This is a genomic window from Ruegeria sp. HKCCD6157 (assembly GCF_013110685.1).
Lineage (GTDB): Bacteria > Pseudomonadota > Alphaproteobacteria > Rhodobacterales > Rhodobacteraceae > Ruegeria.
The window spans coordinates 1-18,989 of the sequence record NZ_WVRB01000007.1 but is presented as its reverse complement, the minus strand read 5'-3'; the positions used below and the strand labels follow the sequence as shown (position 1 = coordinate 18,989).

Below are 18,989 nucleotides of genomic sequence, written 5' to 3'. Positions count from 1 at the left end.
CCTCAATTTTAGCCATTTCCTGCTGAGTTCGACGCGTTTCCTGCCTTTCACAACGGTGAAGAGAAGCCAACTCTAGGATGGTGCCACTGCGTAAGTCATTTTTTACAGGAGAATTAAAATGAGTGTTCTGTCCAAGTTAATGATGACAACTGCAAGTGTGATTGTGCTTTCCGGAGTACCTGCTGTCGCCGTGCTGTCTTTTGTGACGCCAAGCGCAGCTTACGCCCAAGACGGCGGCGGTGAAAGCGAAGGCGCTGGCGATAGCGAGAGCGGTGGCGACAACGAAGCCGGCGGCGACAGCGAAAGCGGTGGCGACAACGAAAGCGGCGGCGACAGCGAAAGCGGCAGCGATAACGAAAGCGGCGGCGATAACGAAAGCGGCGGCGACAACGAAAGCGGCGGCGACAACGAAGGCGGCGGCGATAACGAAAGCGGCGGCGACAACGAAAGCGGCGGCGATAACGAAAGCGGCGGCGACAACGAAGGCGGCGGTGATAACGAAGGCGGCGGCGATAACGAAAGCGGCGGCGACAGCGAAAGCGAAGGCACGGAAACCAACGCAGGAAACTCAGAAGTTGACGCTATGCAGGGTGAAAATCGCTGACCCACACAGAGCGTTCGTCCGAGCCTGGACACAATCTCAGGACCGGCTCTGACCAAGGTTCGGTCACATACGCGTAACACCCCAAAAACTGGAAAGGCCGGAGCGGGTCAGCTCCGGCCTTTCTGTACAACCGGGGCGATCAGTCCCGCAGCAATTCGTTGATGCCGGTTTTCGACCGTGTCTTTTCATCCACCCGCTTCACGATCACCGCACAATACAGGCTGATGTTGTTCTTTGACGGCATCGAACCCGCGACGACCACCGAATAGGGCGGGACTTCGCCATATGTCACTTCGCCGGTTTCCCGATCCACGATCTTGGTGGATTTGCCGATGAACACGCCCATCCCCAGAACCGAGCCTTCGCGGACAATGCAGCCCTCGACCACCTCGGAGCGCGCGCCGATAAAGCAGTTGTCCTCGATGATGGTCGGGCCGGCCTGCATCGGCTCCAGCACGCCGCCGATACCTACGCCGCCCGACAGGTGGACGTTTTTGCCGATCTGCGCGCATGAGCCGACGGTCGCCCAGGTGTCGACCATGGTGCCTTCATCCACATAGGCGCCAAGGTTGACGAAGGATGGCATCAGCACCACGCCAGGCGCGATATAGGCCGACTTGCGCACAACGCAGTTGGGAACCGCGCGGAACCCGGCCGAGCGCCATTGATCTTCACCCCAACCAGCGAACTTGCTGTCCACCTTGTCCCACCAGCCGCCGTCCTGCGGACCGCCAGTCTGAATTTCCATGTCCTTGATGCGAAAGCCCAGCAGAACCGCCTTTTTGGCCCACTGGTTCACGTGCCAGTCGCCGTTTTCCAGCTTTTCGGCGACACGCAGAGACCCGCTGTCCAGCGCGTTCAGCGTGTCTTCGATCGCTTCGCGTTGTTCACCTGTCGTGGCGGGTGTGATCGTGTCGCGTGCCTCCCAGGCGGCTTCGATGGCGGCTTCCAGTTGCGCGTTGGACATGGGGCGTCTCCCTACAGAATCTGTTCATGTTGGTTTGGCCTATACGCAAGCCGAGCCAATGGCGCAATGCGACGAACACGGGCCGTTTTGCGTCTGAAAGGCCCGCAATCAGCTGGCGCGGCGTATATGTCGGGTCAGAATACCTTTTGCCGTGCTCAGGTCCTTCCGCCTGAGCGCCTGAACAAGTGCGGCGTGATCCTTGTCAGTTTGCTGCACCCATTTCGACCGCCAGTGCGCAAACAAGTGGCGTGCGCTTGCGATATGCAGATCGTCGATGGTGTGCAACAGACGGGGCAGCCCGCAAGGTGTCAGGATGGCGCGATGGAATGCTCTGTTCAACGCTTCCCATTGGGGCATCGTCTGCGCCTCGTCACAGGCAATGCGTGCGCGATCGATCTTGTCCAATGCGACCGGAGACATGTTCTGCACCGATTGCTGCAACGCCAGTGTTTCCAGCGCCACGCGCATTTCGATGACCTCTCGCACCTCTGCCGGGTCCAGCGCCGTGACCCGCATGCCCCGGCGCGGCTCGTGCCGGGCCAATCCATGCGCCTCAAGCCGCAACAGGGCTTCCCGCACCGGAACATGGCTGGTGTCGAAGGTGCGGGCAATATGATCCTGCCGCAGCTTTTCCCCGGCGCTCAGCTCTCCGGTTATGATTTGCTGGCTGAGGTTCTGGTAAATCGTGTCCGAGATCGTAGCGGTCATAAATTATAGATAAAATCTACGACAGCTATCCTCAACCAGATAATTCACCCCGCAAGCGGGTCCGGCGCAATGTTCGCGCCGCACACCAGTACGGCCACGCGCTCGCCCGGTTCGGGCCGATACACGCCCGAGGTCAAGGCTGCCAACGCCGTGGCGCCCGCCGGTTCCACCAGAATACGATGCGCCTGCCACAACATCTTCTGAGCCGCCGCGATGGCATCATCCGACACCAGGACCGACGTCATCCCCTGTGCCAGGTCGAAACAGATCTGCCCGATCCGGCGCGCGCCCAGCGCATTTGCCGCGATGCCGGATACGGAAACATCCACCGGTTCACCGGCCTGCAACGCCGCATTCAATGCGCAGGAGGTCTGGGGTTCGACCGCCACGACCTTGCGCGCTCCGTCGAACCAGGCCAACGCCCCGGCGATCAGCCCACCCCCGCCCACGGCGACCAGAACCGTATCTGCCTGTAGCCCCTGCGCATCCCATTCCGCAAAGCAGGTCCCCTGCCCCGCCACGGTAGCCGGCGCATCATAGGCGTGAATCTGCATCGCTCCGGTTTCCGCTTCATGCGCCTGCGCCTGTGTCAGCGCATTGGCGTATTCGCCGGGCACAACGCTCAGATCCGCGCCGGTTTGCCGGATCAATGCGATCTTGGATGGCCCTGCCAGTTCGGGCACGAAAATCTTGGCCGGATACCCAAGCGCCTGCGCCGCAAAGGCCGCCGCTGCACCATGATTGCCGCCGGATGCAGCCACGACACCTGCATCGGGTACGTCGAGGCTCAGCAACGTATTGAACGCGCCGCGCGCCTTGAAACTGCCGGTGTGCTGCATGTGCTCCAGCTTCAGTTCAATGGGATGGCCCGGAATTCGACTCTCGATCACCGGCGTCACCTGCGTATGTCCGGCGATACGATCCCGCGCCGCTGATATTTCGCTCTTCCAATTCATTCTTGTCTTTCCGTGACTGGCACTCTGCCCGCGAACCCTATAGCTGTTTGGAAAACACGCAAGCAGGGATCGATCACCCATGAGAGAAGACCGCCACAATCCGTTTCGCGATGCGCAGACAGATCGCTCGACCGCGAGCGAAGTGCCGGACACGCCGCAGACGCGATCGTCCGCCTATCGCCTTGCCTTTGCCGATGATGAATTCCTGTGCCGGGACGAGCTGCGCCCGGTACGTCTGCAACTGGAACTGCTGAAACCCGAGATGATCATGAGCGAGCGCGAGATCACCTCGACCATCGTGATGTTCGGCGGCGCGCGCATCCCTGAACCATCGCAGAAACACACCGCACGAACGGAGACGCTGGCTGGTCTGTCGGCCTATTATGACGAGGCGCGCGAGTTCGCGCGGCTGATGACCGTGAAATCGAACGAGACCGGCTGCCGTGAAAACGTGATCGTCACGGGCGGCGGCCCCGGAGTGATGGAGGCAGGCAACCGTGGGGCACAGGACGCGGGCGGATGTTCTATCGGGTTGAATATCGTTCTGCCACACGAACAGGCGCCGAACCTTTATGTAACGCCGGATCTCAGCTTCAACTTCCACTATTTCGCCATCCGCAAGATGCATTTCCTGATGCGCGCCCGCGCCATCACGATTTTCCCCGGCGGTTTCGGAACCATGGACGAGCTGTTCGAATCCCTGACCCTGATTCAGACCGGCCGGATGGACCGCGTGCCCTTCCTGCTGTTTGGTCGCGAATTCTGGGAAAAGGTCATCAACTGGAAAGCGCTGGCCGATGCCGGAACCATCTCGGACGAGGATCTTGATCTGTTCCGCTTTGTGGACACGGCGCAAGAAGCGGTCGAGATCATCGAAAACTGGGAGCCCGCCCCGCCCCGCGACGAAATTCCGGGGCGCTGAACCATGGCACCCAAGACCGGAGAGATGCTGCATCTGCGTGGAAATGCCCTGAGCAAGGGCGAACCCGTAGCGCTGCCACTGACCCAAAGCAGCATGTACCACCTGCCGGGCACCCCGGACGGGCGGGCGAGTTACGGTCGGGTGGACAACCCGACCTGGGTGCATCTGGAGCATGTTCTGTCGCATTTGGAAGACGCGCCCTGCCTCAGCTTTCCCTCGGGCATGGCGGCGATTTCCGCGGCACTGTTTGCCACCGTAAAGGCCGGATCACGCCTGCTGATCCCCTCCGACGGCTATTACGTGACGCGCCTTTTGGCCGATCGTTTCCTGTCGCGGCTGGGTGTGATCGTTGAAGAACGCCCCACCATCGCCTTTGCCGAAGGCGGTTTTGACGGATTCGATGTTGTCTTTGCCGAAAGCCCCTCGAATCCGGGGCTGGACATGATCGATCTGACCGAGGTGGCGGATCGGGTACGTGCTGCCGGGGGCATAACCATTGCCGACAATACGACGATGACTCCGCTGGGTCAGCGTCCTCTTGATCTGGGCATCGATGTGGTCGTCTCGTCCGATACCAAGGCGATGGGCGGGCATTCCGACATGCTGATGGGTCATGTGGCCAGCCGCAACGGCGACATCATGGAACGGGTCGGGGATTGGCGGAAAGTCTCCGGCTCGATACCGGGGCCACATGAAGCATGGCTGCTGCATCGCGGCCTAGAAACGCTGGACGTTCGGTTCGACCGGATGTGCAGCTCGGCCGAAGTATTGGCCGAACGCCTAGCGGCACATCCCGCAGTGAAACAGGTGCGCTATCCCGGGCTGGCCAACGACCCGTCGCATAAACTGGCGCAAGAACAGACCACACGTTTCGGCTTTCTTCTGTCCCTGACGCTGAACAGCGAAGACCAGGCCGAAGCCTTCATCAACAATTGCCCGCTTCTGCGCCCGGCCACGTCATTCGGGGGCGTCCACAGCTCGGCCGAGCGGCGCGCGCGTTGGGGCGACGACGTTGATCCGGCCTTCATCCGCCTTTCCGTCGGATGCGAACCCGTGGAAGAACTGTGGCACGCTATCGAAACCAGCCTGAACGCTGTGTGATTACTTTTTGGGTTCACGCAGTTCTTTGAACACGTAGATCGGCAGTACCACGCTGGCGATCAACGCCCCCAGCCAGACCAGCAATGTTGCCGCAAGCAGGTTCGAAACCCCGCCAACGGTCAGCCCGGCAGCAATCAGGTCGGTCACGAAAAGGCCCACGAAGGTCACGATCAGGGCGATCCCACCCTTCAGGGCGGGCGCTTTCTTTTCGCCAATTTTCAGGATCAGGGGTTCAGCGACAACCTGCACGACGGTGAAGACAATCACCACCACGATGAACGAGATCGGCTTGATCGCAAATCCCGACAGTATCAGCGAGGCAAGCAACAACCCAATGGCATTCCCCGCCAGCAAGGCCAAAGCCGATTTAATTCTACGCGACATGTGACGATCTCCGTCAATCAACAATTAGAAACATGCAAATGTTAACAGACCTGCAGGATTTTACGAGGCAATTCAATCGCCTCTTCCTTTTGACCCGTTGAAATCGCATGGTAGAACACATTCATCAAGATCAGACCTGTCCCTGAGCCATGAGTGTGAGATGAGCGACGATCCCTATTCCGTTCTTGGCGTGGCCAAAGACGCCAGCGCCGCCGATATCAAGAAAGCCTATCGGCGCATCGCCAAGGAATGCCATCCGGACCTGAAGCCCGGCGATGCCGAGGCTGAGGCAAAGTTCAAAGCCGCCGCCGCCGCATACGATCTGCTGAAAGACCCGGAAACCCGTGCCCGGTATGACAATGGTGAGATCGACGCCTCGGGGCAGGAACGTCCGCAACAACAGTACTACCGTGAATATGCTGAAGCCGCTGGAAACCCCTATCGCGGACGTCAGGCAGACCCGGACGACATGTCCGACATCTTCGCCGAGTTCATGAGGGGCCGTGGCGGTTTTGGCGGCCAGCGCGGCCATGAGTTTCACGCGCCGGGGCACAACCTGAACTATTCGCTGCAGATCAGCTTTCTGGATGCCGTGTTCGGTGCCAGCCAGAAACTGACCTTGCCAGACGGCGACCGGATCGAAGTCAAAATCCCTGCAGGTATTACCGACGGCCAAACCATCCGCCTGCGGGGCAAAGGGGCCCCGGGATATGGCGAAGGCCCTCCTGGCGACGCTCTGGTAACTGTTTCGGTCGCCAGTCATCCGGTGTTTGATCGTCAGGGCGACGACATCCACATCACGCTGCCCATCAGCATTGATGAGGCGATTCTGGGCGGCAAAGTCCCCGCCCCTACGATTGATGGCGGCGTGAATGTCAGCGTACCGGCGGGCACCAGCAGTGGTAAAACCCTGCGATTGCGGGGCAAGGGTGTCAAAAAACGCGGCTCATCCGAGCGTGGGGATCAGTTGATCGAACTGACCGTCTCGATGCCCGACAAAATCGATGACGATCTGAAACAGTTCATGGAGACCTGGCGCAAAACACACAGCTACGACCCGCGGAAAGGAATGCCGTCATGACCCTGACCGAGAAGGAACTGATCGAAACCGTCGCCCGACTGACCTCGGATCGGCTGACCGAATATCTGGCGGCCGAGATTGTGATCCCCGAACAATCAGACCAAGGGCTGATCTATCACAGTATCGACGTCGCCCGTCTGGAACTTGCCTGCGAGTTGCACGAACAGTACGACATGGAGGCAGATGCACTGTCGATGATGATCTCGCTGATTGATCAGATGCATGGGCTGCGGGCCGAACTGCGCGAAGTTCTGAACGCGATCGAGACGCAACCCGAGCCTGTGCGACAGCAACTGGTCAAGGTCATCGGTACAGCGCGATTCCGTCGCAGATAACGGGGTTTTGGACTCGAAACATTTGGATTAGAAGGCCGGCTTGATCCTTTGACAGGTGGCGCCATGACCCAGTTCAGATCTGAATTGCTGATGCCTGCGGGCAATCTGCGCAAGCTGAAACTCGCTGTCCTTTACGGGGCGGATGCGGTGTATCTGGGCACGCCCGATATGTCGCTGCGCACGAAATCCGAGTTTTCGCTGGAAGAGGTGATCGAGGGTGTCGAGTTCTGCCACAGCCATGGCCGGCGCGCCTATCTGACGCTGAACCTGTTCTCGCACAACAAGGACATCCCGAAGCTGGACGAATATATCGACACGGTCCGCAAAGTGCAGCCGGACGGGTTGATCATCGCCGACCCCGGCGTGTTTCAGTACGTGCGGGACCGCGCGCCGGAACTGCCGCTGCATATCTCGACCCAGGCCAATATCTGTTCGTGGCTGTCGGTGAAGTTCTGGCAGGATCAGGGCGCGGAACTGGTGGTTCTGGCGCGCGAGGTTTCCTACCCCGAACTGGTGGAGATTCGTGAAAAATGCCCCGACATCAAGCTCGAGGCCTTCGTCCACGGTGCCATGTGCATGACCTATTCGGGCCGTTGCCTGCTGTCGAACTTCATGGCGGAACGCGGCGCGAACCAGGGCAACTGCGCCAATTCCTGCCGCTGGAACTATGCGCTGAAACTGCGCCTGAAGGACGGCACCCATCAGGAGTTGCGCATCACCGAGGAAAACGCCGACCTGTTCGAATTCTTGCTGGAAGAAGGCTGTCGCCCCGGTGATCTGATGCCGATCGAGGAAGACCACCGCGGTTCCTACATCCTCAATTCGCGCGATCTGTGCATCATGCCCAAGCTGGACGAATACCTGAAGATCGGCGTGGACAGCCTCAAGGTCGAGGGGCGCGGCAAGTCGGAATACTACGCCGCCATCGTCGCGCGCGCCTATCGCATGGCCATCGACGATTACTATGCCGACCCCCAGAACTGGGACCCGAAACCCTATATGCGCGAGTTGGAGACCGTGGGAAACCGCGGCTATACGCTGGCCTTCCACGAGGGGCGTCTGACCAACTACGCCCATGATTACGAGCACACGGCATCCATCGCGCAGTGGGAATATGCCGGGATCGTCACCGAAGTGACCGAGGATGCCTTTCTGGTCGAGGTAAAGAACAAGCTGGAACCGGGCGATGTACTGGATTTCGTCTCGCCCATCTCGCGCGAGACGGTTCTGCTGCGGGTCTATGATTTCGAACGCGCATCCGATAGTGCGCGGATGGACGTGGTGCATGGCAGCACCAAAACAGTGATCCGCCTGCCCTTCACCCTGTTCGACCACGAGGATATCGACGATCTGCGCGCCCGGTTCCCCGCCTATTCCGTTCTGCGCAAGGAACGCGCCCTGACCGACGAACACTGGAGCCGCATCCGCTTTGACAAGCTGGTGCAGGGTTTGGAAACCTCGGGCCGTGACAACCTTGGCGCCTACGCCCGCCGTCGCAACGCCCTGGTTGAAAAGATCGGCGAAGACGGCACCGAACGCCGTTTCAAAACCAACCGCATCGGCACCGAGGGTTGCTGTGGCAAAGGTTGCAACGGCTGCTTGATTTTCTGGCAGGACGACAAATACGCGCTGGCCCGTGAAGTTCTGTCAAAGCGCAAGCAGGGCGAACAACTCAGCCGCCGCGAGGCGACGGAACTGAAACTGCCAGGCGCAAAACAAGCCTAAGCCGGCTCAGTCGCGTGTTCGATACTCTTCCGGCACGTAAAACGTATAGTCCCGATCTGCCACCTGTTCGTGGCAGACATGGCAATAGGCCACGGCACCGGCGCGGTCGCCCATAGTGTCCCCAAAGACCGAGCCGTCCGGCAAGACCATGATGTAACGCCAATCCGCCGTGTCCGGGCTGGCATCTTCTGCCAGTTTCTCCATTACGAACATGGCACCGGGATGAACGTGACCTTCATCCGTCACGGTCATGCTGTCCTTGGCAAGAACCGACCCCATGGGAAGTTCTTCACCTTCCTGCAATGTCGCGTAGTTATGCGCCATGCGATTGGCATAGCTGTTCACATACCTTTGCCCGTGGGTCGCCGAAATATAGGGCGCATCGTTGAAAAGCGGCCAGCTTTGGTAGTTGAGGATCAGGTCCAGTTGCGCCACGGCGTAGCCACGCGCCATGCGGCGATTGAGGGATCGGTAGTGTTCCAAAGCCTCTTGTTTGCTCAGCTCCGCAGGGTTTTCGATTGCGATATGAGCGTTCTGGCCGTCAGCGAAGGCCAAACCTGAACCCGAGACGATAGCAAGCGCAGCGGCACCAAAACGGATGATCGAAAAAGAACTTGCATTCATAATCGTGGCCCACCTGAAATTCAGTTCACCTGAGCGCTTTCTGCACCACTTGGAACAGTCTAGCGGAATCGCAAAAACTCGCCATCTCTGACCCGGACACCTCACCGGCTTGTGCATCGAATTGAAGAGGCAAATTCAGCGATGGGCACGAGAAATATAGCAAATTATGCATGTGGTTTCAGCATCTGAAACATTAAGTTTGAACAAAACAATTGTGACGTGCAGACAGAGCCAGAAAACACTTAAGGCGCGATCCGATCAAGCCAAGCCGAGATGGACCAAACCCTATCGGCTCAGACCCGTTTCGGCCTCGATTTGTTTGCGTGATTTGCGCGCCCGCTCGGTCGCCGACTTCAACTGACCGCAAGCCGCCATGATGTCCTCACCGCGTGTCTTGCGGATGGGCGAGGCATAGCCGGCCTGATAGATGATGTTGGCGAAGGCGCGGATGCGGTTGTTCGAGCTGCGCTTGTACGGTGCGCCGGGCCATTCGTTGAACGGGATCAGGTTGATCTTGGCCGGAATGTTGTGTCGCTTGATGTGATCGATCAGACGATGCGCATCTTCGTCACTGTCATTCACACCATCCAGCATCACATATTCAAACGTGATCCGTTCAGAATTCGAAGCATTGGGATAGCTGGCCAAAGCTGTCAGCAGTTCCTCGATATTCCAACGTTTGTTGATGGGCACAAGAACGTCGCGGGTTTCATCGGTGGTGGCGTGGAACGAGATCGCCAGCAGGCACCCGATTTCCTCGGCCGTGCGCGCGATCTCGGGCACCACGCCCGAGGTCGACAGGGTAATCCGCCGGCGCGACAGAGAAATGCCCTCGGGGTCCATGGCGATTTTCATCGCGTCGCGGACGTTTTCGAAATTGTAAAGTGGCTCGCCCATGCCCATCAGAACGATGTTCGACAGCAGGCGAGTTTCGTCCTTGGGTGCGCCGGGGGTTGGCCATTCTTCAAGATCGTCGCGCGCCATCATGATCTGGCCGACGATTTCGGCGGATGTCAGGTTTCGTACAAGTTTCTGGGTTCCGGTGTGACAGAACGAACAGGTCAGCGTACAGCCCACCTGGGACGAGATGCACAGGGTTCCGCGATCTTCTTCGGGGATATAGACCACCTCGACCTCATGCCCGCCGGCGATGCGGCACAGGTACTTGCGGGTACCATCCTCGGACACCTGACGCGTCACCACTTCGGGGATTTCGATCACGAAATGCTCGGCCAGTTGTGCCCGATAGGCTTTGGCGAGATTGGTCATCTGGGCAAAATCGCGCGCACCCCATTGATAGATCCATTGCCAGATCTGGCCGGTGCGCATCTTGGCCTGTTTCTCGGGCGTGCCGTGTTCAATCAAGGTGTCGCGCAACCTGTCGCGCGTAAGACCGACAAGGTTGATCTTCCCGTCGGGCAGTTTGCGCGGGATGGTCATGACGTCTTGGGTGATCGGCGCTTTGGGCGACATTGGCGTATCTCAAAGGAATCGGGCTTGGGATGCGCCTCTATATAGGAACCTGCGCAAAGATCAAAAGGTTTCCTAAGCTGGCAGGCCCGGCACGATGCACATGCCGGGCCTTTTTGATCAGTTTACCGGCGGCGGTGTGTAGCAATCACTGGCGTCCAGGGTCTGAACCGGATCTTCCGGGCCACATTGCTCGCCCGATATCGGATAGGAATCAGCGTTCTTCTCGCAAGCGCTCAGTACGGCGACGGATGCGGCAAGAACCAGAGTGATCCAAGTTTTCTGTTTCATCACGATGTCCTCTCTAGGTGGCTGAACCACTTAGTTCACATTGCCGAGTGCGAAACTTTGATACGGATCAAAACTGGCAGATGACCAAACGTCAAAAGCCCCGCTAAGAGGCGGGGCCTTTTCAACAATCGACGCGAAAAGATCAGTTGGTGCAGCGCTTCTCAGCGTCTTCAATCGCTGCGGTAAATCCCAGCAGCGAGAAGGTGTCTTTCGTCTGCGTCCCGCGCTCGGACCGGGCGGTCAGTACCGCCTCGGTTCCGCGCTTCAGGGCGGTAATGATCTTGGCATCATCCGCATCCGATGCGGCCCAGGCCCATTCGCCTTCTGTGAACAGTTCGAACTCGGTCCCGTCCACATTCAGGTTCACCGTCGAACCCGCGGCAAACGGGTAGCCGCCAGTAAAGGTCAATTGGCCTTTCACCTCGGCATTCGGGCGATAGAACACAAACAGCAGGATATCGCTGCGCCGTACGGAAACCACACGTCCACCGCGGGTGTTTACGGTTTCCTTGGGTGCCGAGACGCTCCAGCATTCGGTGGGATCGTCTTCGACAAAAACGCTCCAATCCGTTTTTGCAGCAACCCGGTTGGTGCTTGTCGCCTGTTGGGCGATTGCAGATGTTGCGGCGATGCCTGCCACACACAGGCCCGCTATCGTGCGAACGAGCATTGATCCCATTTGTCCAGCCTCCTAGCTCGACCCTTACCTCATACCCATCGGACACGTCTGCGAACCCTGCCGGTTCGTCTATTCGTTTGCGTCTTCCGATGATTGCCGACATACACACACTAACGCAGATTTCGCCACAGGCGAAAGGGCGATTGGCAGAATTTTGCGCATAAATTTCGGAGGTCCAGATGACGCAGCCCGTACCCATGACAGAACTTTGGCGCGGCCCTCTGCTGGAAAGTCTGCATCTGGGTCATGCGGTTATTTGCGATGACACGGGCCAGATCGTGCGCAGTTGGGGCGACCCGCAATCCGTCATATACCCGCGGTCATCGGCCAAGATGATTCAAGCGCTTCCGTTGGTCACATCAGGGGCAGCGGCGAAATACGGGCTGACCAGCGAACACCTCGCGTTGGCCTGCGCTTCGCATAACGGGGCGGCAATCCACACGGATCGCGTGACGGCGTGGCTGGACCATCTGGGGTTGAACGAGCACGATCTTCGGTGCGGCCCACAGGAGCCCGCCGACACCGCCGCGCGCGACCGGCTGATTTTGGCGGACGATACGCCTTGCCAGATCCACAACAACTGTTCCGGCAAGCATTGCGGCTTTCTGACTCTGGCACAGCATATGGGCGCCGGGCCGGAATACCTTGAAATTGATCATCCGGTGCAACAAGCCTGCCTGTCTGCCGTCGAAGAAACAACGGGCGAGACCAGCCCGGCATACGGCATCGATGGCTGTTCCGCCCCGAATTTCGCCACATCTCTTTTCGGTTTGGCACGTTCGATGGCTTGGTTTGCTTCAGCCGCAGACCGGTCCGACCGTTCCAGCGATGCAGCGATGCAGCTGGTGGCCGCGATGGTGAAACACCCGGAACTTGTTGCCGGTGAGACCCGGGCATGCACCGAACTGATGCGCGCGATGAACGGACGTGTTGCCATCAAAACCGGGGCCGAGGCCGTGTTCGTGGCCATCATCCCGGAAAAACGCATGGGCGTTGCGCTGAAGATCACCGATGGCACCACCCGCGCCAGTGAATGCGCGATTGCCGCGATACTGGTAAGCCTTGGCGTGCTGGAGGCCGATCACCCTGCCACCCGCAAATTCATGAACGCCACGCAATACAGCCGTCGCGGGCTGGAATGCGGCGTGATCAAACCTGCACCGGGTTTCCCCGACTAAGGTCCTCACATCTCGATTTCGTGGATTTCGGCCACTTCGACCGAGCCTGTCCCGTTGACGACCATCGGGCAGCCCTTGGCCATCTTGGTCGCAGCGTCGATATTGTCAGCTTTGATCACCGTGAAGCCCGAGGCAGGGTTTGCGCCGCCGTTATCGACCACTGCGTTGTTGCTGACGGTGTAAGACTGCCCCACCGGGTTTCCGGGGATATCGAGGGCGTCGCCCATATCTTGAAACCAGGCGCCCCAGGCGGCCATGGTCGCCTCGATCTCGGCGGGGTCGGTCGGGGTGTGACCCCCGTGATAGACAAACAGAAACTTGGGCATATCGCTCCTCCGTGACAAAAACCTATGTGCAAAGTGCTTCGAGTTTGCGCAGCGAAGACGTCCAACCCTGAGTGTGGTTCGCAGCTGCTTCGGCATCGGCCAGTTCACGGTGGTCCAGCACAAGGCGGGCACCGTTTTCGGTTGCGGCAACGGAAAGGGTCACGTGGCTTTCGGCACCGCGTTGATCCTGATCGTCATGCCAACCCCATGTAAAACCCACCGATTTAGGCGGGTCGACATGCGTCACGTGGCCCGAGACCTTGTATTGCTGGCCCTCGCCATTCTCCATCACCGAGTACCAAGGACCGGTGCGCGAGAAATCCAGATTGTGGTCCGGCACGTGCATCCCTTCGGGCCCCCACCACTGAAGCAATCTGGTGCCGTCACTGATCCAAGCAAACAGTTCTTCGGGGCTGACGGGGAATTCCCGTTCCAGTTTCAGGTCGGCCATGAATTCTCCCTTTCGATTATTTCACTCAGACGATCCAGGCTGCCTTCCCAGAATTGCCGCTTGGAAATCGTCCAATCGGCAATCGCCCGCAATCCTTCGGATCGGATGGAATACATGCGCTGGGTTCCTTGCACGCGCTGCTGCACCAACCCGGCCTCGCGCAGCACCTTGAGGTGGCGCGAAATCGCGGCGCCGGACATGCCGCGCCCCTCGATCAGATCACCGGCAGGCAGTTCGCCCTGCTCCATCAGTTGCTCGACAATCGAGAACCGGGTGGCATCGGACAAAGCGGAAAACGTGGTCAGAAGTGTGTTCATATCCCTTATTTAACACAAATGTTAAATAAAAGATAGCCCTGATCAGCCGCCTGCGAAATCGGCGCGGCTATAGCCTTGCAGGTAAAGCAGCGCCGTCAGGTCGCCGTGGTTCACCCGCACATCACATTGTGCGGCCACCGACGGTTTGGCATGAAGGGCAACCCCGGTCCCGGCCCGGCCAAGCATTCCAAGGTCATTGGCCCCGTCACCCACGGCGATCACGTCACTTTCCGACAGGCCCAGGCGCGTTGAAATCTGCGCCAGCGCTTCGACCTTGGCCTGACGCCCCAGAATAGGACGCGCGACGTCTCCGGTCAGCTTGCCATCTTCCGCCAGCAAAGTGTTGGCACGGTTTTCATCGAACCCCAAAAGCTCTGCCACCCGCGCAGTAAAGGCCGTAAAGCCACCGGATACCAATGCTGTATAGGCCCCGTTGGCCCGCATCGTCGCCAGCAATTCCCTGCCTCCGGGCATCAGCGTGATCCGTTCCCGCAGAACTTTGCCGATGACGCTTTCATCCAGATGCTTCAGCAAACCAACCCGCTCGATCAGGGCGCCTTCGAAATCAAGCTCTCCGTTCATGGCGCGGGCCGTTATGTCCTTGACCCGGTCGCCGACGCCGGCCTCATCCGCCAGTTCATCGATACATTCCTGCTGGATCATCGTGCTGTCCATATCGGCCAGCAGCATCTGTTTGCGCCGTCCTTGCGCAGGTTGCACGATCAGGTCCACCCCCATCCCTTGCAGGTCTGCCCAAACGTCCCAGCGATTGTCGGGGATGGCGTTCAACTCGAACTCTGCCGCCTCATCCGGGTTGAGCCAGAGGATGTCCCCGCCACCCCACGCATTGCGCAATGACTCGGGCAATGCGCTGTCCAGCGAAGGCGCTGCCGGATTGGTCAGCAAAGTAGCGACATACATATTCAATCTCCAAATTTCTTGGCCGGACGATGTGATCTAGGGGGTCAAAGGCAAACGGCCCTGATCGGTCAATTCCCAGCAGGTCTGCCCTTCGAACACCGCGACACCCACCGGGCGCCCATATCCGGCACCTGTGTCCAGATTGACGCGATTTCCATAATGCGTTGCCCGGTCTACCGGAGTATGGCCATGCACGATCAGCTTGGGATGCGGGCCCCAATGAGCATGAAAATCCTGCCTGATCCAGACCAGGTCGTTGTCCCGCTGCGCGTTGAGCGGTACGCCCGGGCGAATGCCTGCGTGAACAAAGGCAAGCTCGGGCGTCTGATGCATCAGAACCAGATCTCGCAGAAAGGTCAGGTGCGATTTCGGCACCGCCGCCTGCGCCATCTGATGCAGATCTTCCAGACGAATCTGGCCTTCGAATTCCACGCCATAACTGCGCAGGGTCTCGACCCCACCCAGCCTTTCATGCAGCCAGTGATATCCTACAAGCAAATGCGGATCGTGACGCGGCGTATCCTCCATGAACCAGGCGAACATGCGATCGTGATTGCCCAGCAGAGTGATCCAGTTCAGGCCCGCATCGCGCCCGGCAATCAGCCGCTCGACCAGCCCGCGACTGTCCGGTCCGCGATCCACGTAATCCCCCAGAAACACGATCTGGGCATCCGGGCCGCCATCGCCCTGGATCAGAGACAGCGCGCGTTCCAGCTCTGCCACCTGCCCGTGCAGATCACCAACAACGTAGACTGGCTGTGTCATAGATCCTCCGACGGTAAGGTTCAGCTCGCTTGTGCCGCAGATTGCAGCCCGAGAAAACAAAGGACCCGGGCCTTCGGTCAACCGGGTCCTGAACTGTTTCTCAAACTCAACAGGCCACGTCAGGTGACATCAAATTCCAGCGGCTTGATCTGCGTGAACAGACCCGTTTCCGCCAGCTTGGCGCGTGCCTCGGCCGGAACGGGTTCGTCGACATAAAGCAACGCAATCGCTTCTCCGCCGGCCTCGGATCGACCAAGGGTAAAGTTCGCGATGTTGACGTTGTTCTCGCCCATGGTCTGCCCCAAAGCACCGATGATGCCCGGCACGTCTTCGTTGGTGGTGTAGAGCATATGGGCACCGACCTCGGCGTCGATATTGATGCCCTTGATCTGGATGAACCGCGGCTTGCCGTCGCTGAACACGGTGCCACCGATGGAACGCTCGCGCTTGTCGGTCACAACGGTGACTTTGATATAGCCTTCGAAGGCACCCGATTTGTCCTGATTGGTGGTCGAGATCTTGATCCCACGTTCCTTGGCGACAACCGGGGCCGACACCATGTTCACCTCGGGGTTGAACTTCTTCATGATCCCGGCGACCACCGAGCAGTTCAACGCCGCCAGGTTCATTTCAGCGGCAACACCATCGTACAGGATATTGATCGCCTTGACCGGCTCATCGGTCATCTGGCCGATGAAGCTGCCCAGATGGCCGGCCAGCTTGATCCACGGCCCCATCACCTTGGCTTCTTCCGCCGTCACACTGGGCATGTTCAAAGCGTTCTCGACCGCACCTGTCAGCAGATAGTTCGAGATCTGCTCGGCCACTTGCAGCGCCACGTTCTCCTGCGCTTCAGTCGTTGCTGCACCAAGATGTGGCGTGCAGACCACGTTGGGCAGATTGAACAGGGGATTGTCCTTGGCGGGTTCTTCGCTGAACACGTCAAACGCGGCTCCCGCAACGTGACCGGATTGCAGCGCCTCGGCCAAAGCCTCCTCATCCACCAGACCACCCCTAGCACAGTTGATGATGCGCACGCCTTTCTTGGTTTTGGCAAGGTTTTCACAGCTCAGAATATTGCGGGTCTGATCCGTCAGCGGCACGTGCAGGGTGATGAAGTCGGCGCGGGACAGCAACTCGTCCAGCTCTACCTTTTCCACGCCCATCTTGGCGGCTTTCTCTTCGCCCAAATAGGGATCATAGGCGATGACTTTCATCTTCAGGCCGAGCGCGCGCTCGCACACGATGCCACCGATGTTCCCCGCACCAATGACGCCGAGTGTCTTGTTCGTCAGTTCGATGCCCATGAACTTGGACTTTTCCCACTTGCCCGCATGGGTCGAAGTCGAGGCCTCGGGGATCTGTCGCGCCACGGCAAACATCATCGCAATGGCGTGTTCGGCAGTGGTGATCATGTTGCCGAATGGCGTGTTCATCACGATCACACCTTTTTTCGACGCTGCTTCCTTGTCGATATTGTCAGTGCCGATTCCGGCGCGGCCGATCACCTTCAGCTTGTCAGCTTTTTCCAGAATGGTCGGCGTGACCTTGGTGGCCGAGCGGATGGCAAGACCGTCATACTGGCCGATCACCTCGGCCAACTTGTCCTTGTCCTTGCCCAGATCGGGCATGAAATCCACGTCGATGCCGCGATCACGGAAAATCTGAACGGCGGTTTCGCTGAGTTTGTCGGAAACGAGTACTTTGGGAGCCATGTTTGTGGTCCTTGAATGTATTGAGAGGTCCGGGCCGATGCGGCCCGGTGAAGATGGGATGCGATCAGGCGGCTTCTGTTTGCGCCGCGATTTCGGCCTCGAAGGCCCAGGCCAGCCAAGGCAACATCGCTTCGATGTCCGAGGTCTCGACCGTACCGCCGCACCAGATCCGCAAGCCCGCAGGCGCGTCGCGATAGGCCCCGATATCCAGCGCGACATTCTCGGACTCCAGCCGTTTGGCCACGGCCTTGGCAAAGCTTGCGCCGTCCTGAATTCGGGCGTCGGTGAATTTCAGACAGACGGATGTGTTCGACCGCGACGCTGCGTTTTCGGCCAGGTTTTCGATCCAGTCGTTCAGGTCGCAGAACGCATGCACGGCATCGGCATTGGCGTTCGCGCGGGCAATAAGGCCCTTCAGACCGCCCACCGAGCGCGCCCAATCCAGTGCAAACAGATAATCCTCAACCGCCAGCATCGACGGCGTGTTGATCGTCGCCCCCGTGAAGATGCCTTCGATCAGCTTGCCACCCTTGGTCAGGCGGAAGATTTTCGGCAGCGGCCATGCAGGGGTGTAGCTCTCCAGACGTTCAACGGCGCGCGGCGACAGGATCAGCATCCCATGCGCGGCCTCACCGCCCAGAACTTTCTGCCAGCTGAAGGTGGTCACATCCAGCTTGTCCCAGGGCAGGTCCATCGCAAAGGCAGCCGAGGTTGCGTCGCAGATCGTCAGACCCTGACGATCATCGGCGATCCAATCGCCATTCGGCACGCGCACGCCCGAAGTCGTGCCATTCCAGGTAAATACAACGTCATTGGCAAAATCGACCGATGCCAGATCCACGATCTGTCCGTAATCGGCGGTCTTCACCTCGGCGTCGATCTTAAGCTGCTTGACCACATCGGTCACCCAACCGGACCCAAAGCTTTCCCACGCCAGCATCTCGACCTTGCGTTCGCCCAATAGCGACCAAAGAGCCATCTCAACCGCGCCCGTGTCCGAGGCGGGAACAATGCCGATCCTGTAATCCGCCGGAATGCCAAGCACCTCGCGCGTGCCTTCGATGGCCGCTTTCAGCTTGTCCTTGCCAACGGCGGCACGGTGCGAGCGTCCCAAGGCCGCATCGGCCAGTTTGGTCAGATCAAATGTGGGGGGTTTGGCGCAAGGGCCCGAGGAAAAACGCGGATTGGCCGGCCGCGTCGCCGGTTTTTGAGTGCTCATCTGTATTACCCTTCCAGATACACGCCCCTCGTTGGGGAGGGGTGTCCCACGCACAGAGCTATGGGGCCTTCGCACCCGCAGCAAGCGAAAAAGACGCTTCGCTGGGTGAAAACGACATCCCAAAAGGGCTCAAATCAGAACAGGAGTTTCCGATTGGCGAAAAAACCCCGCCGAAACTCGGCGGGGTTTTTGATGCTATTCCGCGGCGTCTTCGTATGCGTCCATTGGGGGGCATGTGCAGACGAGGTTT

Annotated in this window: 22 protein-coding genes; 7 read left to right on the top strand and 15 right to left on the bottom strand. The window is 59.1% G+C overall.

Translation table 11 applies throughout. The features are described 5' to 3' along the window. Positions 1-118 precede the first annotated feature (118 nt). Complete coding sequence (locus tag GS612_RS17540; protein ID WP_171642088.1) at positions 119-604, top strand: hypothetical protein; 486 nt, start codon at positions 119-121, stop codon at positions 602-604. A gap of 139 nt (positions 605-743) precedes the next feature. On the opposite strand, the gene dapD is transcribed toward GS612_RS17540, so the two are convergent. From dapD to GS612_RS17525, 3 genes are all read right to left on the bottom strand, one after another. Then, positions 744-1,571, bottom strand: coding sequence for a 2,3,4,5-tetrahydropyridine-2,6-dicarboxylate N-succinyltransferase (gene dapD, locus GS612_RS17535; RefSeq protein WP_171642086.1), 828 nt, complete (start codon positions 1,569-1,571; stop codon positions 744-746). Positions 1,572-1,679: 108 nt separating this feature from the next. Further along, on the bottom strand, positions 1,680-2,279 hold the full coding sequence (locus tag GS612_RS17530) for a GntR family transcriptional regulator (protein WP_171119956.1): 600 nt from the start codon (positions 2,277-2,279) through the stop codon (positions 1,680-1,682). A 44-nt stretch (positions 2,280-2,323) separates the two neighbouring features. Then, positions 2,324-3,235 (bottom strand): threonine/serine dehydratase, encoded by a 912-nt coding sequence (locus tag GS612_RS17525; RefSeq protein WP_171642084.1) that lies wholly within the window; start codon positions 3,233-3,235, stop codon positions 2,324-2,326. 79 nt (positions 3,236-3,314) lie between these two features. Between GS612_RS17525 and GS612_RS17520 the strand changes: the two genes are divergently transcribed. Next, a complete protein-coding gene (locus GS612_RS17520) occupies positions 3,315-4,157 on the top strand; it encodes a TIGR00730 family Rossman fold protein (protein WP_152459318.1) in 843 nt (280 codons plus the stop codon). 3 nt (positions 4,158-4,160) lie between these two features. Then, positions 4,161-5,258: a cystathionine gamma-lyase gene (locus GS612_RS17515; RefSeq protein ID WP_171642081.1), complete on the top strand. Its 1,098-nt coding sequence runs from the start codon at positions 4,161-4,163 to the stop codon at positions 5,256-5,258. Here GS612_RS17515 and GS612_RS17510 read toward each other — a convergent pair whose 3' ends face one another. Continuing rightward, entirely contained in the window at positions 5,259-5,642 is a 384-nt protein-coding gene (locus GS612_RS17510; RefSeq protein ID WP_171642079.1) for a hypothetical protein, read from the bottom strand. Between the two features lie 160 nt (positions 5,643-5,802). Here GS612_RS17510 and GS612_RS17505 point away from each other — a divergent pair, with 160 nt between their 5' ends. The 3 genes from GS612_RS17505 to GS612_RS17495 all read left to right on the top strand — a co-directional run bounded on the left by GS612_RS17505 (position 5,803) and on the right by GS612_RS17495 (position 8,783). Then, complete coding sequence (locus GS612_RS17505) at positions 5,803-6,723, top strand: DnaJ C-terminal domain-containing protein (protein WP_171642077.1); 921 nt, start codon at positions 5,803-5,805, stop codon at positions 6,721-6,723. After that, entirely contained in the window at positions 6,720-7,058 is a 339-nt protein-coding gene (locus GS612_RS17500) for a hypothetical protein (RefSeq protein WP_171642075.1), read from the top strand. Before GS612_RS17505 ends, GS612_RS17500 begins: the two co-directional genes overlap by 4 nt. A gap of 63 nt (positions 7,059-7,121) precedes the next feature. Continuing rightward, positions 7,122-8,783: a U32 family peptidase gene (locus GS612_RS17495; protein WP_171642073.1), complete on the top strand. Its 1,662-nt coding sequence runs from the start codon at positions 7,122-7,124 to the stop codon at positions 8,781-8,783. Between the two features lie 6 nt (positions 8,784-8,789). Here the strand turns inward: GS612_RS17495 and GS612_RS17490 are convergent, their stop codons facing one another. The 4 genes from GS612_RS17490 to GS612_RS17475 all read right to left on the bottom strand — a co-directional run bounded on the left by GS612_RS17490 (position 8,790) and on the right by GS612_RS17475 (position 11,847). Next, positions 8,790-9,407, bottom strand: coding sequence for a cytochrome P460 family protein (locus GS612_RS17490; RefSeq protein ID WP_171642070.1), 618 nt, complete (start codon positions 9,405-9,407; stop codon positions 8,790-8,792). Positions 9,408-9,692: 285 nt separating this feature from the next. Beyond that, entirely contained in the window at positions 9,693-10,880 is a 1,188-nt protein-coding gene (gene rlmN / locus GS612_RS17485) for a 23S rRNA (adenine(2503)-C(2))-methyltransferase RlmN (protein WP_171642068.1), read from the bottom strand. A 117-nt stretch (positions 10,881-10,997) separates the two neighbouring features. Further along, complete coding sequence (locus GS612_RS17480) at positions 10,998-11,168, bottom strand: hypothetical protein (RefSeq protein WP_171119963.1); 171 nt, start codon at positions 11,166-11,168, stop codon at positions 10,998-11,000. Between the two features lie 142 nt (positions 11,169-11,310). Then, positions 11,311-11,847 (bottom strand): invasion associated locus B family protein, encoded by a 537-nt coding sequence (locus GS612_RS17475; RefSeq protein ID WP_171119964.1) that lies wholly within the window; start codon positions 11,845-11,847, stop codon positions 11,311-11,313. A 179-nt stretch (positions 11,848-12,026) separates the two neighbouring features. Here GS612_RS17475 and GS612_RS17470 point away from each other — a divergent pair, with 179 nt between their 5' ends. Beyond that, positions 12,027-13,025, top strand: coding sequence for an asparaginase (locus GS612_RS17470; RefSeq protein ID WP_171642066.1), 999 nt, complete (start codon positions 12,027-12,029; stop codon positions 13,023-13,025). A 5-nt stretch (positions 13,026-13,030) separates the two neighbouring features. On the opposite strand, the gene GS612_RS17465 is transcribed toward GS612_RS17470, so the two are convergent. The 7 genes from GS612_RS17465 to GS612_RS17435 form a co-directional block, all read right to left on the bottom strand. Further along, positions 13,031-13,351 carry a YciI family protein gene (locus GS612_RS17465; RefSeq protein ID WP_171642064.1) on the bottom strand — a complete coding sequence of 107 codons (321 nt, stop codon included), beginning with the start codon at positions 13,349-13,351 and terminating at the stop codon, positions 13,031-13,033. A 22-nt stretch (positions 13,352-13,373) separates the two neighbouring features. Continuing rightward, positions 13,374-13,802, bottom strand: a complete 429-nt coding sequence (locus GS612_RS17460) for an SRPBCC domain-containing protein (protein ID WP_171230546.1) — start codon at positions 13,800-13,802, stop codon at positions 13,374-13,376. Then, the gene (locus tag GS612_RS17455; protein ID WP_152459330.1) at positions 13,790-14,119 is read right to left on the bottom strand and encodes a helix-turn-helix transcriptional regulator; all 330 of its coding nucleotides are present in this window, start codon (positions 14,117-14,119) and stop codon (positions 13,790-13,792) included. The genes GS612_RS17460 and GS612_RS17455 overlap by 13 nt, the downstream gene beginning before the upstream one ends. Before the next feature lie 42 nt (positions 14,120-14,161). Then, the gene (serB, locus tag GS612_RS17450; protein WP_171642062.1) at positions 14,162-15,040 is read right to left on the bottom strand and encodes a phosphoserine phosphatase SerB; all 879 of its coding nucleotides are present in this window, start codon (positions 15,038-15,040) and stop codon (positions 14,162-14,164) included. Positions 15,041-15,076: 36 nt separating this feature from the next. Further along, positions 15,077-15,805, bottom strand: coding sequence for a metallophosphoesterase family protein (locus GS612_RS17445; protein WP_171642060.1), 729 nt, complete (start codon positions 15,803-15,805; stop codon positions 15,077-15,079). A gap of 119 nt (positions 15,806-15,924) precedes the next feature. Then, complete coding sequence (gene serA, locus GS612_RS17440) at positions 15,925-17,520, bottom strand: phosphoglycerate dehydrogenase (RefSeq protein WP_171642058.1); 1,596 nt, start codon at positions 17,518-17,520, stop codon at positions 15,925-15,927. A 64-nt stretch (positions 17,521-17,584) separates the two neighbouring features. After that, a complete protein-coding gene (locus GS612_RS17435) occupies positions 17,585-18,739 on the bottom strand; it encodes a phosphoserine transaminase (protein ID WP_171642056.1) in 1,155 nt (384 codons plus the stop codon). Between the last annotated feature and the right edge of the window lie 250 nt (positions 18,740-18,989).